Source organism: Halpernia sp. GG3, from assembly GCF_052976925.2.
The window spans coordinates 1-15,151 of the sequence record NZ_JBRIIR020000002.1 but is presented as its reverse complement, the minus strand read 5'-3'; the positions used below and the strand labels follow the sequence as shown (position 1 = coordinate 15,151).

The 15,151-nt window shown below is 31.5% G+C and carries 15 protein-coding genes; 13 read left to right on the top strand and 2 right to left on the bottom strand.

Translation table 11 applies throughout. The features are described from left to right. Window positions 1-150: 150 nt before the first annotated feature. Window positions 151-1,140 (bottom strand): AAA family ATPase, encoded by a 990-nt coding sequence (locus ACVBED_RS00080; protein ID WP_447119938.1) that lies wholly within the window; start codon window positions 1,138-1,140, stop codon window positions 151-153. Between the two features lie 164 nt (window positions 1,141-1,304). On the opposite strand from ACVBED_RS00080, the gene ACVBED_RS00075 reads away from it, so the two are divergent. The 6 genes from ACVBED_RS00075 to ACVBED_RS00050 all read left to right on the top strand — a co-directional run bounded on the left by ACVBED_RS00075 (window position 1,305) and on the right by ACVBED_RS00050 (window position 9,367). Further along, complete coding sequence (locus tag ACVBED_RS00075; RefSeq protein ID WP_447119937.1) at window positions 1,305-2,195, top strand: ABC transporter ATP-binding protein; 891 nt, start codon at window positions 1,305-1,307, stop codon at window positions 2,193-2,195. A gap of 1 nt (window position 2,196) precedes the next feature. Then, window positions 2,197-3,042 (top strand): ABC transporter permease, encoded by an 846-nt coding sequence (locus ACVBED_RS00070; RefSeq protein ID WP_447119936.1) that lies wholly within the window; start codon window positions 2,197-2,199, stop codon window positions 3,040-3,042. A 150-nt stretch (window positions 3,043-3,192) separates the two neighbouring features. Continuing rightward, window positions 3,193-5,850, top strand: coding sequence for an alanine--tRNA ligase (alaS, locus tag ACVBED_RS00065; protein WP_447119935.1), 2,658 nt, complete (start codon window positions 3,193-3,195; stop codon window positions 5,848-5,850). A gap of 110 nt (window positions 5,851-5,960) precedes the next feature. Continuing rightward, entirely contained in the window at window positions 5,961-8,396 is a 2,436-nt protein-coding gene (locus tag ACVBED_RS00060) for a hypothetical protein (RefSeq protein ID WP_447119934.1), read from the top strand. A 67-nt stretch (window positions 8,397-8,463) separates the two neighbouring features. Next, window positions 8,464-9,108 carry an alpha/beta hydrolase gene (locus ACVBED_RS00055; protein WP_473094282.1) on the top strand — a complete coding sequence of 215 codons (645 nt, stop codon included), beginning with the start codon at window positions 8,464-8,466 and terminating at the stop codon, window positions 9,106-9,108. A gap of 22 nt (window positions 9,109-9,130) precedes the next feature. Then, window positions 9,131-9,367 carry a hypothetical protein gene (locus ACVBED_RS00050; RefSeq protein ID WP_447119932.1) on the top strand — a complete coding sequence of 79 codons (237 nt, stop codon included), beginning with the start codon at window positions 9,131-9,133 and terminating at the stop codon, window positions 9,365-9,367. Here ACVBED_RS00050 and folP read toward each other — a convergent pair. Next, entirely contained in the window at window positions 9,364-10,209 is an 846-nt protein-coding gene (folP, locus tag ACVBED_RS00045; RefSeq protein WP_473094281.1) for a dihydropteroate synthase, read from the bottom strand. The genes ACVBED_RS00050 and folP overlap by 4 nt on opposite strands. A gap of 114 nt (window positions 10,210-10,323) precedes the next feature. On the opposite strand from folP, the gene ACVBED_RS00040 reads away from it, so the two are divergent. From ACVBED_RS00040 to folB, 7 genes are read left to right on the top strand one after another with little or no spacing between them, the layout of a single operon-like run. Then, complete coding sequence (locus ACVBED_RS00040; protein ID WP_447119931.1) at window positions 10,324-10,890, top strand: DUF1599 domain-containing protein; 567 nt, start codon at window positions 10,324-10,326, stop codon at window positions 10,888-10,890. Between the two features lie 4 nt (window positions 10,891-10,894). Beyond that, a complete protein-coding gene (locus ACVBED_RS00035; protein WP_447119930.1) occupies window positions 10,895-11,974 on the top strand; it encodes a BT_3928 family protein in 1,080 nt (359 codons plus the stop codon). Between the two features lie 9 nt (window positions 11,975-11,983). Continuing rightward, window positions 11,984-12,334: a tellurite resistance TerB family protein gene (locus ACVBED_RS00030; RefSeq protein WP_447119929.1), complete on the top strand. Its 351-nt coding sequence runs from the start codon at window positions 11,984-11,986 to the stop codon at window positions 12,332-12,334. Between the two features lie 4 nt (window positions 12,335-12,338). After that, window positions 12,339-13,097 carry a triose-phosphate isomerase gene (gene tpiA / locus ACVBED_RS00025; protein WP_447119928.1) on the top strand — a complete coding sequence of 253 codons (759 nt, stop codon included), beginning with the start codon at window positions 12,339-12,341 and terminating at the stop codon, window positions 13,095-13,097. Between the two features lie 2 nt (window positions 13,098-13,099). Next, window positions 13,100-14,116 (top strand): quinolinate synthase NadA, encoded by a 1,017-nt coding sequence (nadA, locus tag ACVBED_RS00020; RefSeq protein ID WP_447119927.1) that lies wholly within the window; start codon window positions 13,100-13,102, stop codon window positions 14,114-14,116. Window position 14,117: 1 nt separating this feature from the next. Then, window positions 14,118-14,627, top strand: a complete 510-nt coding sequence (locus tag ACVBED_RS00015; protein ID WP_473094280.1) for a hypothetical protein — start codon at window positions 14,118-14,120, stop codon at window positions 14,625-14,627. After that, window positions 14,620-14,991 carry a dihydroneopterin aldolase gene (folB, locus tag ACVBED_RS00010; protein ID WP_447119925.1) on the top strand — a complete coding sequence of 124 codons (372 nt, stop codon included), beginning with the start codon at window positions 14,620-14,622 and terminating at the stop codon, window positions 14,989-14,991. Before ACVBED_RS00015 ends, folB begins: the two co-directional genes overlap by 8 nt. Window positions 14,992-15,151: the final 160 nt, after the last annotated feature.

Sequence of the window (15,151 nt, the reverse complement as noted above, 5' to 3'; positions counted from 1 at the left end):
ATTGCTGTTTATTTTATCTGGATCGAAATAATTAAAAACAAGTTAACCCAGATTTTCCAGATCAAGCAAATTTTTAAGATTAAGCAGATAGATTGCTTTAATAAAAAATCTGCAAAAGTAATTTCTTAGGTTATTATAGGAATTACAAAATTAGTCATTTGGATGAAAACCAATCGGATTGTCTGTTTGTGGAATAATTTTATAGATTTCTAATTCATCAGAAAGATTTATAATTCTTGCTTCAAAATCATCAGAATTATTTTTTTTTACATCTTCCAAAAATTGATCAACTTTTGTTAAATAGTCCGGCGTTAATTTGGCGGAAGCCTCTTTTAATGAAACATTTAAAAGCGTTTCAATTAAAATTTTATCTTTTTTATTTCTATAAAATTGTTTGCGGATCTTCTTTTTTAAACTTTGGGTAAAATCAATCATCATCGTATTTGAAAAAGCTTTCATTTTTTCGGAAATTGGTTTCCAGAAAGCGACTAAATCTGCTTTATTTTCCTTCAAAATTCCTGACAAATGCGCATTCTCACATAAATCTTTTGTCATATGAAAAAGTAATAATTCTGCCCTTTCTTCAGAATTTGGCGGGAAAATAGGTATCAAAACGTCAAATCTTCCAGGTGCTAAGATTTCGGAATCTATTCCTTCTATAAAATTGGCAGACCCAACTACCAGAACGCCCTCCTGCTCAAATTTATTGATGTAATGAAGCACAATTTCCTTGGTCTCTTCATCATCACAATTCACTGTTTCTGAGGCATTATCGGTTCGCATAATTTCATTAAAATCTTCTAAAAAAAGCAAAACGTTATCTTTTTTTATAGCGCTGACTAAAAAATGGTTAAAATTTTTACGATTTCCATTGACAAATGTAGCGCCCAAATAATGCTGTTTCACTTCCTTTAATTCATACTTTGTGATTTCTGCGATTTTATTTGCCCAAAAGAATTTTCCACATCCGGGCGGTCCGTATAAAATAATTCCAGCAGGTTTTTGAATACCCCAATTTTTAATTTCCACATTTCCAATAAATGGTTCTATAGCATCAGAGATATAAGAAAACAAATCTTGATAGCCGATAAATTTAAAATTTTGATTATTTTTCCGATCGTTCGTTATTGCAATACTCATTAAATTTTATTTTTTAGTCAATCAAATTTATAAATTAAAAATTAGCCCATGCAACTTTTAAAAAATTACAAATGCAAGTCGTAAGATTGAATTATAATTTATGGTTAAAGCTCAATTTGTAACAATTTAAAAAAAATTGCAACTAAATACGTAAATAATAATATATGGAGAATGTACTTTCTGTGAAAAATCTCACGAAAAAATTTAAACATATTGCGGTGAATAACATTTCATTTGATGTAGAAAAAGGCAATGTTTACGGGTTGCTCGGGCCAAACGGCAGCGGGAAATCTACTACTTTCGGTATGTTATTAACCACCATAAATCCCACTTCGGGCGATTGGTTTTGGTTTGGAGAAAAAGGAACAACTACGGAAACATTAAAAAAAATTGGTGCAATTATAGAGCAGCCAAACTTTTATCCGTATTTAAGTGCAGAAAAAAATTTAAAAATTGTTGCAGAAATTAAAAATGTGCCTTTTTCGAAAATTGATGAAGTGTTAGAAATCGTGGGCTTGTTAGACCGAAAAAGAGATCCTTTTAAAACCTATTCTTTGGGCATGAAACAAAGATTGGCAATAGGTTCTGCCTTGCTAAATTCACCTCAGGTTTTAATTTTGGATGAACCTACAAACGGTTTAGATCCGGAAGGAATTATTCAAATACGCGAAATTATTTCAAATATTGCGAAAACCGGCACTACTATTATTATCGCAAGCCATTTACTGGATGAAATTGAAAAAATCTGCAGCCACGTGATTGTGTTAAAAAATGGAACTTCTCTCTATTCTGGTAGTGTAGAAGGAATGAGTAATAGCAAAGGTTTTTTTGAACTTAAGGCTGAGAATTCTGAAAATTTAGTACAAACCTTAACTGATTTAAATTTATTTTCATCCGTAAAAATGAAAGATAATTTAATAGTTGCGCAGATTTCAGAAGATATTGCAGCAAAAGATTTAAACCAAATATTAGTACAAAAAGACATTTTTCTTTCTCATTTAGTGAAGAAAAAAGAAAGTCTTGAAACTCAATTTTTAGAACTTGTAAAAAAATAATATGAACAGATTATTAAAAATCGAATGGCTGAAAAACTACAATTACAAGCCTTTCAAAGTCTTTACAATTCTATATTTTTCAATTGTAATCCTATTACTTTTTGTCGGTTTAGTTGATTTCGATCTCTTTGGAAATAAAATCAATCTAAAAGAACAAGGCATCTATAATTTTCCTGGAATCTGGAATTTTACAACATACATCATTGGTTTACTTAAAATATTTTTGGGCTGTATCATCATATTTTCAATCTGTCAGGAATTCTCAAACAGAATGTTTAAGCAAAACATAATTGATGGTCTTAGTAGGAAAGAATTTGTAATTTCTAAACTTTCTACAATCGTTTTATTTTCCCTCATATCTACAGTTTTGGTTTTTTTAATTACGCTTTATTTGGGCAAAACTTACTCTGATAACCAAGATAACGCCATGGTTTTTAAAGAGATATTCTTTATTGGAAATTATTTTCTAAAACTTTTTACTTTCTTTTCGTTTTTAATGTTTCTTTCTATTTTACTACGGAAATCGATTTTTGTTTTCCTGTCTTTTTTTGTAATCTGGTTTATAGAAGGAATTGCAAAAGGATTGGAAAGCTTTATCACTTTAAGAGGATTAAAAGGCAAAGAAGCTATGAAAGCAATGGTGGATCATAATTTCATTTCAGATGATCTGCCGTTAAGCAGTATGTCAAAATTGATTGAAGCACCATTTACCAGAACAAAATTGGCACAACAAATTGGTTTGCAATACGAGTTTCATTATCCTACAGGAGCATTAATTGCTTGTATCGTTTGGTCAATAATTTTTATTGCAGGTTCATATTTAATTTTGAAAAAGAGAGATTGGTAAATGATTTAAATTTATCTTAAATTATATTTTTAAAATCCGCAAAGTTAATTTTGCGGATTTTTTTTGATTTATTTCGTCAAAAATTTCTTCCAAAAATTTCATAAATTTGTGGTTTATTAAGAACATAATTCCTGACAACCGAGAACCATCATGACTTCACAAGAAATCCGCCAGCAATTTTTAGATTATTTTAAGAGCAAACAGCATCAGATCGTGCCATCCGCGCCGATTGTTTTAAAAGACGATCCCACTTTGATGTTTTCCAATTCGGGAATGACGCAGTTTAAAGATTATTTTTTAGGCTACAAAACGCCAAGTTCGCCCAGAATTGCGGACACTCAAAAATGTTTGCGCGTTTCCGGGAAACACAATGATCTGGATGATGTTGGTCGGGATACTTATCACCATACGATGTTTGAAATGCTGGGAAACTGGTCTTTCGGCGATTATTTTAAAAAAGAAGCCATTGATTTTGCGTGGGAATTATTGACTGAAGTTTATAAAATCCCGAAAGAAAATTTATACGTTACCGTTTTCGAAGGTGACGCCAAAGAAAATTTAGAAAGAGACAACGAAGCCTTTGATTACTGGAAAAAACACATTTCCGAAGACCGAATAATCAACGGAAATAAAAAAGATAATTTCTGGGAAATGGGCGAATCCGGACCTTGTGGACCTTGCTCAGAAATTCACATTGATTTAAGAACTGCCGAAGAAAAAGCAAAAGTTTCCGGATTAGATCTGGTAAATAATGACCATCCGCAAGTGGTGGAAGTTTGGAACCTAGTTTTCATGGAATTTAACCGAAAAGCAGACGGAAGTTTAGAAAAATTACCCAACAAACATGTCGATACAGGAATGGGTTTTGAACGTCTTTGTATGGCTTTACAGGGAAAAACTTCAAATTACGACACCGATGTTTTCACGCCTTTAATTGCAAAAGTTGAAGAACTTTCCGGCACAAAATATACTGGAATTTTAGAAAATGAAAAAGATATCGCGATCCGCGTTTTAGTAGATCATATTCGTGCGGTTTCTTTCGCAATTGCAGACGGACAATTACCGTCAAATAATGGCGCAGGTTATGTAATCAGAAGAATTTTAAGACGTGCGATTTCTTATTCTTACCGTTTTTTGAATATGAAAGAAGCTTTTCTTTTTGAATTGGTTGCTGTTTTAAAAAATGAAATGGGCGGCTTTTTCCCTGAATTAATTAAACAAGAAAAGTTAATTACCGAAGTAATCAAAGAAGAAGAAAATTCTTTCTTAAAAACCATTGAAACGGGATTATTTCGACTTGATCATATTATCACAGAAACGATTTCTAAAAACGAAAAAGTACTTCCAGGAAATCAGGTTTTTGAATTATATGACACGTTCGGTTTTCCTGCAGATCTGTCTCGGATTATTGCCGAAGAAAACGGTTTAAGTATCGATGAAAAAGCCTTTGATGAAGAAATGCTAAATCAGAAAACACGTTCTAAAAAGTCTTCTGCGCAAAAAGTTTACGACTGGGAAATTTTAGAAGATAAAGCACAAGAATTTGTTGGTTATGACCAATCTGAATCTGAAACTTTTATCAATAGATTTAGAAAAATAGAAAATAAAGACGGCGTTTTTTACCAAATCGTTTTAGCGAAAACACCTTTTTATCCTGAAGGTGGCGGACAAGTTGGCGATAAAGGTTTTCTGATTCCTTCTTATGCGCAAGATTTTGATATTTCAAATCCAAACCTTTTTAACATTGAAAATAATCCGGAAATTATTGAAATTTTAGAAACTAAAAAAGAAAATAATCTCAATATTTCTTTAATTAAAGATCTGCCAAAAGACGCAGGCGCACTATTTTTTGCTAAAATTAAAAATGATGATCGCCAAAATTCTCAAGCGAATCATTCTGCGACACACCTTTTACATGAAGCCTTGAGAGATGTTTTAGGAACCCATGTGGAACAAAAAGGGTCATTTGTTAGTCCAAATTATTTGCGTTTTGATTTCTCTCATTTTGGAAAAATAAATGAAGAAGATTTGGTTTTGGTAGAAAATAAAGTAAACCAAAAAATTAAAGAAAATTTAGCACTTCAAGAGTTTAGAAATATTCCAATTGCAGAAGCGATGGAAAAAGGGGCGATGGCACTTTTTGGGGAAAAGTATGGCGATGATGTTCGTTTAATTCAGTTTGGAAGTTCGAAAGAATTATGTGGCGGAACGCACGTAAAAAATACGGGCGAAATCGGTCATTTTAAAATTCAGCAGGAAACTTCGGCTGCCGCGGGAATTCGTCGAATTGAAGCGATTTCTGGAGAGAAAAGCAGCGACTATTTTAAAAATTTAGAAACTGAAATAAAAGAACTTTCCGAAATTTTAAAATCAAAAGATTTGAAAAAATCAGTTGAAAAATTATTGGAAGAAAACTCAAATTTGAAATCAGAAATCGATTCTTTAAATAAAGAAAAAGCAAACAACGAAGTTTCCGACTGGAAAAATAATTATTTAGATAAAGATGGGAAAATGCTTTTGGTGAAAAAAACTTCTTTGGATTCAGGTTCTGTCAAAGATCTGGTATTTCAATTAAAAAAAGAAATCTCAAACTCAATTACTATTATTTTGTCTGATTCTCAGGGAAAACCAATGATTACCGTTGGCGTTTCAGCCGATTTAGAAAGTAGATATCCTGCAGGAAATATTATTAAAAAATTAGCTATAGAAATACTGGGTGGCGGCGGTGGAAATCCAGGTTTTGCAACTGCAGGCGGTAAAAATTTAGAAGGCTTGGAAAGCGCCTATCAATTAGCTTTGAATATTTAAAATAATTCCGCAGAAATAGTAAAAAAGGGTGCAATTTTTGTAAACCCCTTTCTTAAGTTGAAGTACCGAAAAAATTTCAATTATAAGTATAAATTTGTTTAAAATATTTTATGAAAAATATCTCTGTTTTTTTCCTCTCTCTATTTTCTTCTTTTCTATTTTCTCAATCTCAATTAAGCGTTTTATCTGCGGGAAACCGAACTGCAATTTCGGGTGCAAAAGTCAGTTGTAATAATGTGATTTTAGGCTATACTGATGTTTCCGGGAATTTAAAATTTAAATCTAAATGTGCTAAAGTAAAGGTTTTTGCCAAAGGCTATAATGAAGACGAAGTCGTTGTAGATTCTAAAATGGAAGTAGAATTAGCCAAAGAAGCTAAGGATATAAAAAATATTGAAGGTATCGTTTTAAGTGATAAAAGTGATCCCCGCGCTTTAAAAATACTGGATATCGTTAACTCAAAATACAAAGATAATTCACCACAAAGTTTAGATTCATATAGCTTTAAGTCATACGATAAAATAGCCTTTGACATTAATATTGACAGTCTTGCCAATTATAAAGAATATGTGGCGCAAAGAAATGACTCTTTACAAAACACACCGCAGGAAAAACTTTCAAAAAAGAAAATGAAAGATTCGATACAAAGCGTTGATGTATCTAAGTTGATTAGAAGCAGCAAATTTTTCTTGTGGGAACGCGTTCAGGAACATCTTTTTTCGCAGAAATATGGTGATAAAATAAATGTTTTAGATAATCGTGTGTCAGGTTTAAAACAGCCTGTATATGAAATGATGACCCTTCGCTCAAATTTAAGAAAGATCCCAAAAGAAATTAGCAAGGAGAACAGAGATCTATACCGTTACTTTTTAACAGATTCAATTGAGATCGAGGGAAGGGAAAACTATGTCATTAGATTTCGTCAAGTGGATTATAAAGTGGCCAGAATGAAACGAAAGTTCAACGGTTATCTTTACATCGACAAAGATTCCTATGCCTTAAAGAAGATAGAAAGTAACAGTAAAATCGCAAGCGATGGCAGTATCACTTCTATTTGGAAACCGTACGATAACAAATGGTTTTTAGATAAAGAAAATTTAAAATTGAGAGCCGGAGATATAACTTTTGATGAAAACAATTCGAAAGATAAAAAAGATAAGAAAAAGAAAAAATTTGGAAATTACGTTTATGTAAATTCCAATTATTTCGACATTAAAACACCCATAGATGATAAATCTAAAAATTTTAGCGGATACACTATGAATGTGGAAAAAGCAGATGGAACTTCTCTCGCAAAATACCGCAGCGAACCATTAACAGATAGAGAAAAAAACACGTACGTAAAAATAGACAGTGTTGGCAAAAAATACCACATTGATCAAAAAGCTAGTGCTTTTGCAAATTTGTTGAAAGGAAAACTGAGAGTCGGTGAAGTTGATTTTGATGCTACTAGATTTCTCGGCTATGATCAGTATGAGGGGCTAAGATTAGGTGTTGGTGTAAAATTAAATGAAAAATTTAATAGATACATTTCGCCAGATGGTTATGTTGCCTATGGTTTTAAAGACAGAGGTTTTAAATATGGTCTCGGTGTTGATTTCAAAACAACACTTCAAAAAAACTCATTTTTTCGTGCGGAATATTATAATGATGTATTGGCCGCCGGAAGATTTAGTGAAAATCAATGGAACTTTCGCATGAGACTTAGCAATTCTGGTGTAGATCTAAAAAATGATCGTTTTTATGCTTTTAAAGGTTTTAAAGTTTCTTATGAAAACGATTTAACAAACGGCATCACTTTAAATGTTTCAGCCAAAAAAGACCAGGAAGAATCCAGATTTCTTTATGATTTTAGAGGGTTAGGTAATAAATTCGACAATGTTGCTACTTTAGTAACGCTAAAATTCTCCCCAAATTCTAAAAACATCATGACGCCTTCAGGTAAATATACATATGATCAAAATTATCCTGAACTTTATTTAAATTATGAGCAAGGATTTAAAACGTTGGGTGGAGATTTACAATATAGCCGTATTGATGCAATGTTTAATGACACTTTCAAATCAAGATTAGGCGTTACAGGACTTCGTTTATTTGGGGGTTATAGTACCGCAGATACTCCAGTTTGGCATCAATTTCAAATGAATGGTTTGGGACCTCACGAAATTACAGGTTTACTTTCTCATTTTAATTTGAGTAGTTACCTTGGTTTTGCGACGATGGAAGGCGGAAAATATTATAATGATAAATTCGTTGGCTATTATTTCACACACAGAATTCCCTGGTATTTTAAAAGTTTTGGTAAAAATGTTTCCAGTTTTGATGTTATTTATAGAGGTATTACAGGAGATATGAAACATCCGGAATACCAGAATTTTGATTTTAAACCATTAAACCATCTTTATCAGGAAGTAGGTTTTGAATGGAATAATTTCCTTTCTTCGCAATTTAATTTAGGTGTTTTCTACCGGGTTGGTTATTATCAAACTTCTGTCTTTAAAGAAAATTTTGCTATTCAATTAAAATTGAAAGCGCTTGGTTTTTAATTTTTAAAATTGTTCTTGCATTTTTTATTTATTTAATATGTAATTTTAAATTTCTAAAAAAAAAATCTTGTCTAAAAAATTGTTTTTGATCAGCGGTCTTGGCACAGATGAAAGAATGTTTCAGCGACTCAATTTTCACAATTTTGAAACTGTATATATTAAATGGATTTCACCCGAAAAGAATGAGACTATTTCAGATTATGCGTCCCGCTTATTACCTCAAATTAACCAAGAAAACCCAATCATTATTGGTTTATCTTTAGGCGGAATGATGGCGGTAGAAATTTCAAAAATAATCAAAACTGAAAAAATTATATTAATTTCCAGTGCAAAAGATAAATTTGAAATTCCGAAACTATATCAATTCGCCGCTTATTTAAATTTAAATACATTGATCCCGTGTCAACTTTATAAAAAATCAAACTTTTTTATTTATTGGCTTTTTGGAGTAAAAAAAAGAGAAGATAAAAATTTACTTAAGGAAGTTTTGCGAGATACAGATTTAGATTTTGTAGTTTGGGCGATAAATGAAATCTTGAATTGGAAAAATGTGAAAGTTCCAGAAAACTTATTCAGAATTCATGGAAGTAACGATCATCTTTTACCAGTGAAAGTTTCTACACCTGATTTTGAGATAAAAAATGGAAGTCATTTAATGGTATTGAATAAAGCTGATGAAGTTTCTGCCGCACTGAAACAAATTTTAAATTAATTTTACACCATAATTTAGATTAATGAAAAATATAGAAATAAAAGCCGCACCTTTTTTTGAACTTTTAAAATTAAAAGGAGAATCGATGTGGGATATTTTTTCGCAGATGATCGATGGCGAAGAAAAATTATTACTATTTTCGGATAATGATGATCAACTGTTATTTGAATATCTTTTGCCAAAAGATGTTGAGCAGCTAAAAACTGATCAAAAAAGATTTTCCCACGAATATGCTGAGAAAATCGCAAATCTTACTTAATTTTCTTCGAATAATTTTACCGTTTTTTTAGCTTCTGAAACATCATGAACACGCAGAATTTTGGCCCCTTTTTGCAGACATGTCAGATGTAATTTCTGGGTTTCATCATTTATTTCCAACGGCGATTTATTTAAAGATTTATAAATAAAAGATTTTCGTGAAATCCCAATCAACAAAGGATTTTTGCCAAAATTCAAATATTGTAATTCATCAATTAATTGAAATTGTTGTTTTGCCGTTTTCCCAAAACCAAAACCCGGATCTAAAATATAATCCGTAATTTCATGATATTGCAATTCTAAAATTTTCTCTGAAAAGAAATAATTTAAAGCCAAAATCAAATCTTCGTGCTTAATTTTTTCATGCATTTTAGAATATTCCGCGTGATTGTGCATTAAAACGTAGGGCAACTTCAATTTCCCGACAGTTTCTAAAAGTTTTGAATCATATTGTCCCGCAGAAATATCATTAACCAAATCAATTCCCTCATTAAAACCAAAATTTACAACATCTGAATAAAAAGTATCCAATGAAATTATAATCGTTGGAAACTCTTTTTTAATAGTTGAAATAATATTTCTCAATCTATCAATTTCAGTTTTCGCTGAAAGAAATTCTGCTTTCGGTCGTGTAGATTGGGCGCCAATATCAATAAAATGGGCGCCATCAGAAATCATTTTTTCTACTTGCTTTAAAGCAGATTTTTCCTCAAAAAATCGTCCGCCGTCTGAAAAAGAATCTGGCGTCAGATTTAAAATTCCCATTATTTTTGGGCGATTTAAATCTATTAATTTTCCGTTGCAATTGATGGAATGAAAAGGTTTTTGAAAGTCTGAAATCATTTTTCAAAATTAAGAATTAAATTATAGTTTTTCGGTATCCAACTTTACAACTAAACGACTTTACAACTTCTAAAATTTCAAATTTTCACTATATTTGAAGCATCAAGAATTTTTATGCTAAATACCAAATCACAATTCTCAGAAATCATCAATAATTGTCGCGAACTTTTTGAAAAAAAACTTTCCGATTATGGTGCGGCATGGCGTGTTTTGCGACCAAGTTCAATTACAGATCAAATTTACATTAAAGTAAACAGAATCAGAACATTGCAAATGACAGACGTTCAAATGATTGATGAAAGCGAGGAAAGTGAATTTATTGCGATCGTTAATTATTCTGTTATTGGTTTAATTCAATTAGAGAAAGGTTTTAGTGAAGTTTTGGATGAAAATCCAGCAGAAATTTTAAAACTTTATGATTTCTACGCAAAAGAAGCAACAGAATTAATGCAGAAAAAAAACCATGATTATGGCGAAGCCTGGCGCGAAATGCGAATTTCTTCTATCACAGATTTAATCTATCAAAAAGTATTGCGAACAAAACAAATTGAAGATAACAATGGGAAAACAATTGTTTCAGAAGGTTTAGACGCTAATTATTTCGATATTTTAAATTACGCAGTTTTTTGTTTAATTAAATTTTCTGAAGAAGATAAATCGGTTGAAACAAAATTTATTTAAAAGTATGTTTAAAAATATTTTACGAATTCTTGTCGGTTTAGTTTTCATCGCTTCGGGTTTTGTAAAATCTGTTGACGTTGTTGGCTTTTCCTTTAAAATGGAGGAATATTTTTCGGCTTCGGTTTTTAATATACCGTTTTTAGAAAAATTAGCGTTACCACTTTCAATTTTTATGGTGCTTTTAGAATTGATTTTAGGAGTGATGTTGGTTTTAAAAATTAAATTAAAATTGACGCTTAATTTGCTCATTTTACTTTGTATTTTCTTTGCATTTTTAACCTTCTATTCCGCTTATTTTAAAGTTGTGACAGATTGCGGTTGTTTTGGTGATGCTATTAAATTTACCCCGTGGCAAAGTTTTGGGAAAGATATTATTTTACTGGTTTTACTTTGTGTTATATATTATTTGTACCGCAAAAATCTCGAAGATGTTTCCGCAAAAACTTTAAGATATTCAATTTTGGTAATTTTGATTTTGGATTTCTTATTTAATATTTATTTTGGTGTAAAACATGAACCTTTAATTGATTTTAGAGATTATAAAATTGGAACAGATCTTAAAGCAGAACAAGCGAAAATTACAGCAGATCCGGCAATATTTAAAACTTTTTACACATTAACAAATAAAAAAACCGGCGAGATTTTAAAAGTAAATCAAGACGATTATATTTCAAAAAATTATTGGGAAAATAAAGATTGGGAAATCCAATCTGACAAAACCCATTCAGAAGTGGTTAAACAAGGTTACGTTTCCGAAATTTCAAAATTTAAAATTGAAGATGAAAACGGAAGCGTTCTTACGGACGAAATATTGAATGCCCCGAATGCTATTTTAATTTTCTCTTACAATACTTCAGAAATGAAAACTGAAAACCTGGAAGCAGTAATTAAGAAAATGAAAAGTAATAAAGATGCGCTTATTTTAGGAGTTTCTACTTCGCAAAACACCTTTAAAACTATTAAAAATGCCCTAATGGACGGAACAGCAATTAAAACGATTGCGAGAAGTAATCCATTTATCTTAACTTTACAACACGGAAAAATTACCGCAAAATCTTCTGCGGAAGATTATTTAAAAAAATAAAATTACACTATGCAAAAATCTAATAAATCAATCGCGGGTTATCACTTACTAATGATTTTATCGTCTGTCGATAATGAATTTTCAGCTGAAGAAGGCCTTTTAATTCAGGCATATTTAGCCAATGAATTTCCATTTAAAATGGATTTGGATAATGAATTGGATGTCATCGCAACACTTCATGCGGAAGAGTGGGAAAAACATTTTACATTTCACGCCAATTGTTTTAATGAAGATTCCTCAAAAGAAGAACGCAAAGACTTTTTAAAATTTGCGAAAACATTAATTAAAGCTGATGATGAAGTAACTGAAGAAGAGCATCACTATTATTTATTAATGAAAAAAATCTGGAAATTAAACTAAAATCATGAGAAAAAATATTGTTGCCGGAAACTGGAAAATGAATTTGAATTATTCTGAAGCACAACTGTTAATGTTGCAACTTTTAGAATATAAAAAAAACAATAAACCAAACTGTGAAATTTACATTGCGCCGCCAAGTTTGTATCTCACAATGGCAAAAGATGTTTTTGAGGATAACCAAATTGGCGTTTTTTCTCAAGATATTTCAGAATTCGAATCAGGCGCTTATACTGGTGAAATTTCGGTTGACATGTTGAATTCTATCGGTGTTAAAGGAAGTTTAGTTGCACATTCTGAACGCAGACTTTATCACGGCGAAACCGACGCTCGCGCCAATGTGAAAATTAAAAATTTAATGGATAAAAATTTAACGCCTATTTATTGTAACGGCGAAAATTTAGAAAAAAGAAAAGGCGGCGATTATCTGGAAGTTATAGAAAACCAGACAAAAACTGCTTTATTTACTTTGTCCGCGGAAGAAATCAAAAAAGTAATCATTGCTTACGAACCAGTTTGGGCAATTGGAACTGGCGAAACGGCAACTGCAGAACAAGCGCAGGAAGTTCACGCTTTTATCAGAAATTTAATTGCAGAAAAATATGGAAAGGATGTTGCAGATGAAATTTCGATTTTATATGGCGGCTCTGTGAAACCAGATAACGCGAAAGAAATTTTCTCAATGCCCGATGTTGATGGTGGTTTAATAGGTGGCGCGGCTCTAAAAATTGACGATTTTTCTAAAATTATTGAAGGATTTAATTAAGTATGGAAAATTCATTAGAACAAGCAAAAGTGACGCTTCCCATTCACGGATTTTTGAAATTTAAAGAGTTTGAAATTCCGAAAGGTGAAGCATTGGTTCAAGCCATTTTAGATTTAAAAAAGGAAAAAAACGCCATTATTTTGGCACATTATTACCAGACTGCAGATATTCAGGATATTGCAGATTTTTTAGGTGATTCATTGCAATTAGCGCGTGAAGCAAAAGATACTGACGCCGATATGATCGTTTTTTGTGGCGTTCATTTTATGGCGGAAGCCGCAAAAATTCTCAATCCAACCAAGAAAGTGGTTTTGCCCGATTTACAGGCTGGTTGTTCTCTGGCAGATGGTTGTAGCGGAGAAGGTTTACGTGAAATGCGTAAAAAACATCCAAATGCTTTGGTCGCGACTTACATCAATTGCAACGCAGAAACAAAGGCAGAATCTGACATTATTGTGACGAGTTCCAACGCAGAAGTTATTATAGAATCTTTGCCAAAAGACCGACCGCTGATTTTTGCGCCGGATAAAAATTTAGGCAAATATTTAATGAAAAAAACCGGTCGCGACATGATTTTGTGGGACGGAAGTTGCATCGTTCACGAGGCTTTTTCTATGGAAAGAATTGCAAAACAAATGGCAGAAAATCCTGATGCAAAACTGATTGCGCATCCAGAATCTGAAACTGCGGTTTTAGATCTCGCGCATTTTATCGGTTCCACTTCTGCCCTTTTAAATTATGTGGAAAAAGATGATTCACAGAAATTTATTGTGGCGACTGAAGAAGGCATTTTACACGAAATGAGAAAACGTGCGCCGCATAAAGAATTAATTCCCGCTTTAGTTTTTGACGAAAGTTGCAATTGCAGCGAGTGTTTTCACATGAAAAGAAACACTTTAGAAAAACTTTATCTCTGCATGAAATATGAATTGCCAGAGATCATGATGGACGAAGAATTGCGTTTAAAAGCCTTAAAACCGATTGAAGCCATGTTGGAAATGAGTAAAAGTATAAAGTAAGATGAAAAATAAAATTATATTTATCTTAATTATATTTTCAAATTTTTGTTTCAGCCAAAATTCCACTTCAGAAGAGAACTTGATGACGCAAGTTAATCAAATGGGAAAGTTTAATGAAAATTACGATGTGAAAAATGCCGTTAATTTCCTCCATCCACAATTAATTAAATATCTTGGCGGAAAGCAAAATGCAATAAAAAATTTCACGAATTCATTTGCAGAATATAAAAAGCAAGGTTTTATTTTTGAAAAATACAATTATGAACCGCCAATAAAAATTATTAAATATAAAGGAGAATTGCAAGCAGCGGTTATTCAAAAAATAGTAGTTAGAACAAAAAATGGAAAACTTCTAGAGGAAAATACAATGATCGCAATCTCTAACGATAATGGTAAAGTTTGGAAGTTTGTTGGAACAACAAAAGAAAATAGAAATTTATTAAAAAAAGTTTTTCCAAACTTAAGTCCAGATTTAAAAATAATAAACAAAGATTTAGTACCAGTTGAATAATTCAAAAATAATCTTCGAAAACCTAAAAATCTACGCTTATCACGGCGTTTTGCCCGAAGAAAAAATTCTGGGAACTTACTATATTTTAAATCTAGAAATTCATGCAGATTTAGAAAAAGCCGCAGAATCTGATGATTTAAAAGACACCATTAATTATGCAGAAATCAATGATATTCTTCATTTTGAAATGGCAATTCCATCGCAACTATTAGAACATGCAATCGGGAGAATAATTAAAAATTTAAAAAATACTTTCACGCAAATCTCTTTTATAAAAGTAAAACTGACCAAAACAAATCCGCCAATGAAAGGTGAAATGGACGGCGTCAGTGTGGAAATGGAAGAAAGTTTCAAACAATTTTAGTCTTATAATTATGTTTAAAGTTTTAGAAAAATCAAAGGAAAATAAAGTGAAAATGAGTAAAATATTAAATTTTACAATAATTTTTCTGACCGTATTTTTAATAGTATTTTTTCTTGCAACCATCTTTTTTTGGTACATCGATTTCCATAAAGAGATCGTT

Bases quoted from the DNA above. Each gene is read 5' to 3' on its own strand.
- ACVBED_RS00080 (WP_447119938.1), bottom strand. From the start codon at position 1,140: ATGAGTATTGCAATAACGAACGATCGGAAAAATAATCAAAATTTTAAA.
- ACVBED_RS00050 (WP_447119932.1), top strand. From the start codon at position 9,131: ATGAAAAATATAGAAATAAAAGCCGCACCTTTTTTTGAACTTTTAAAA.
- ACVBED_RS00060 (WP_447119934.1), top strand. From the start codon at position 5,961: ATGAAAAATATCTCTGTTTTTTTCCTCTCTCTATTTTCTTCTTTTCTA.
- ACVBED_RS00015 (WP_473094280.1), top strand. From the start codon at position 14,118: ATGAAAAATAAAATTATATTTATCTTAATTATATTTTCAAATTTTTGT.
- ACVBED_RS00075 (WP_447119937.1), top strand. From the start codon at position 1,305: ATGGAGAATGTACTTTCTGTGAAAAATCTCACGAAAAAATTTAAACAT.
- ACVBED_RS00040 (WP_447119931.1), top strand. From the start codon at position 10,324: ATGCTAAATACCAAATCACAATTCTCAGAAATCATCAATAATTGTCGC.
- alaS (WP_447119935.1), top strand. From the start codon at position 3,193: ATGACTTCACAAGAAATCCGCCAGCAATTTTTAGATTATTTTAAGAGC.
- ACVBED_RS00035 (WP_447119930.1), top strand. From the start codon at position 10,895: ATGTTTAAAAATATTTTACGAATTCTTGTCGGTTTAGTTTTCATCGCT.
- folP (WP_473094281.1), bottom strand. From the start codon at position 10,209: ATGATTTCAGACTTTCAAAAACCTTTTCATTCCATCAATTGCAACGGA.
- ACVBED_RS00030 (WP_447119929.1), top strand. From the start codon at position 11,984: ATGCAAAAATCTAATAAATCAATCGCGGGTTATCACTTACTAATGATT.
- ACVBED_RS00070 (WP_447119936.1), top strand. From the start codon at position 2,197: ATGAACAGATTATTAAAAATCGAATGGCTGAAAAACTACAATTACAAG.
- tpiA (WP_447119928.1), top strand. From the start codon at position 12,339: ATGAGAAAAAATATTGTTGCCGGAAACTGGAAAATGAATTTGAATTAT.
- nadA (WP_447119927.1), top strand. From the start codon at position 13,100: ATGGAAAATTCATTAGAACAAGCAAAAGTGACGCTTCCCATTCACGGA.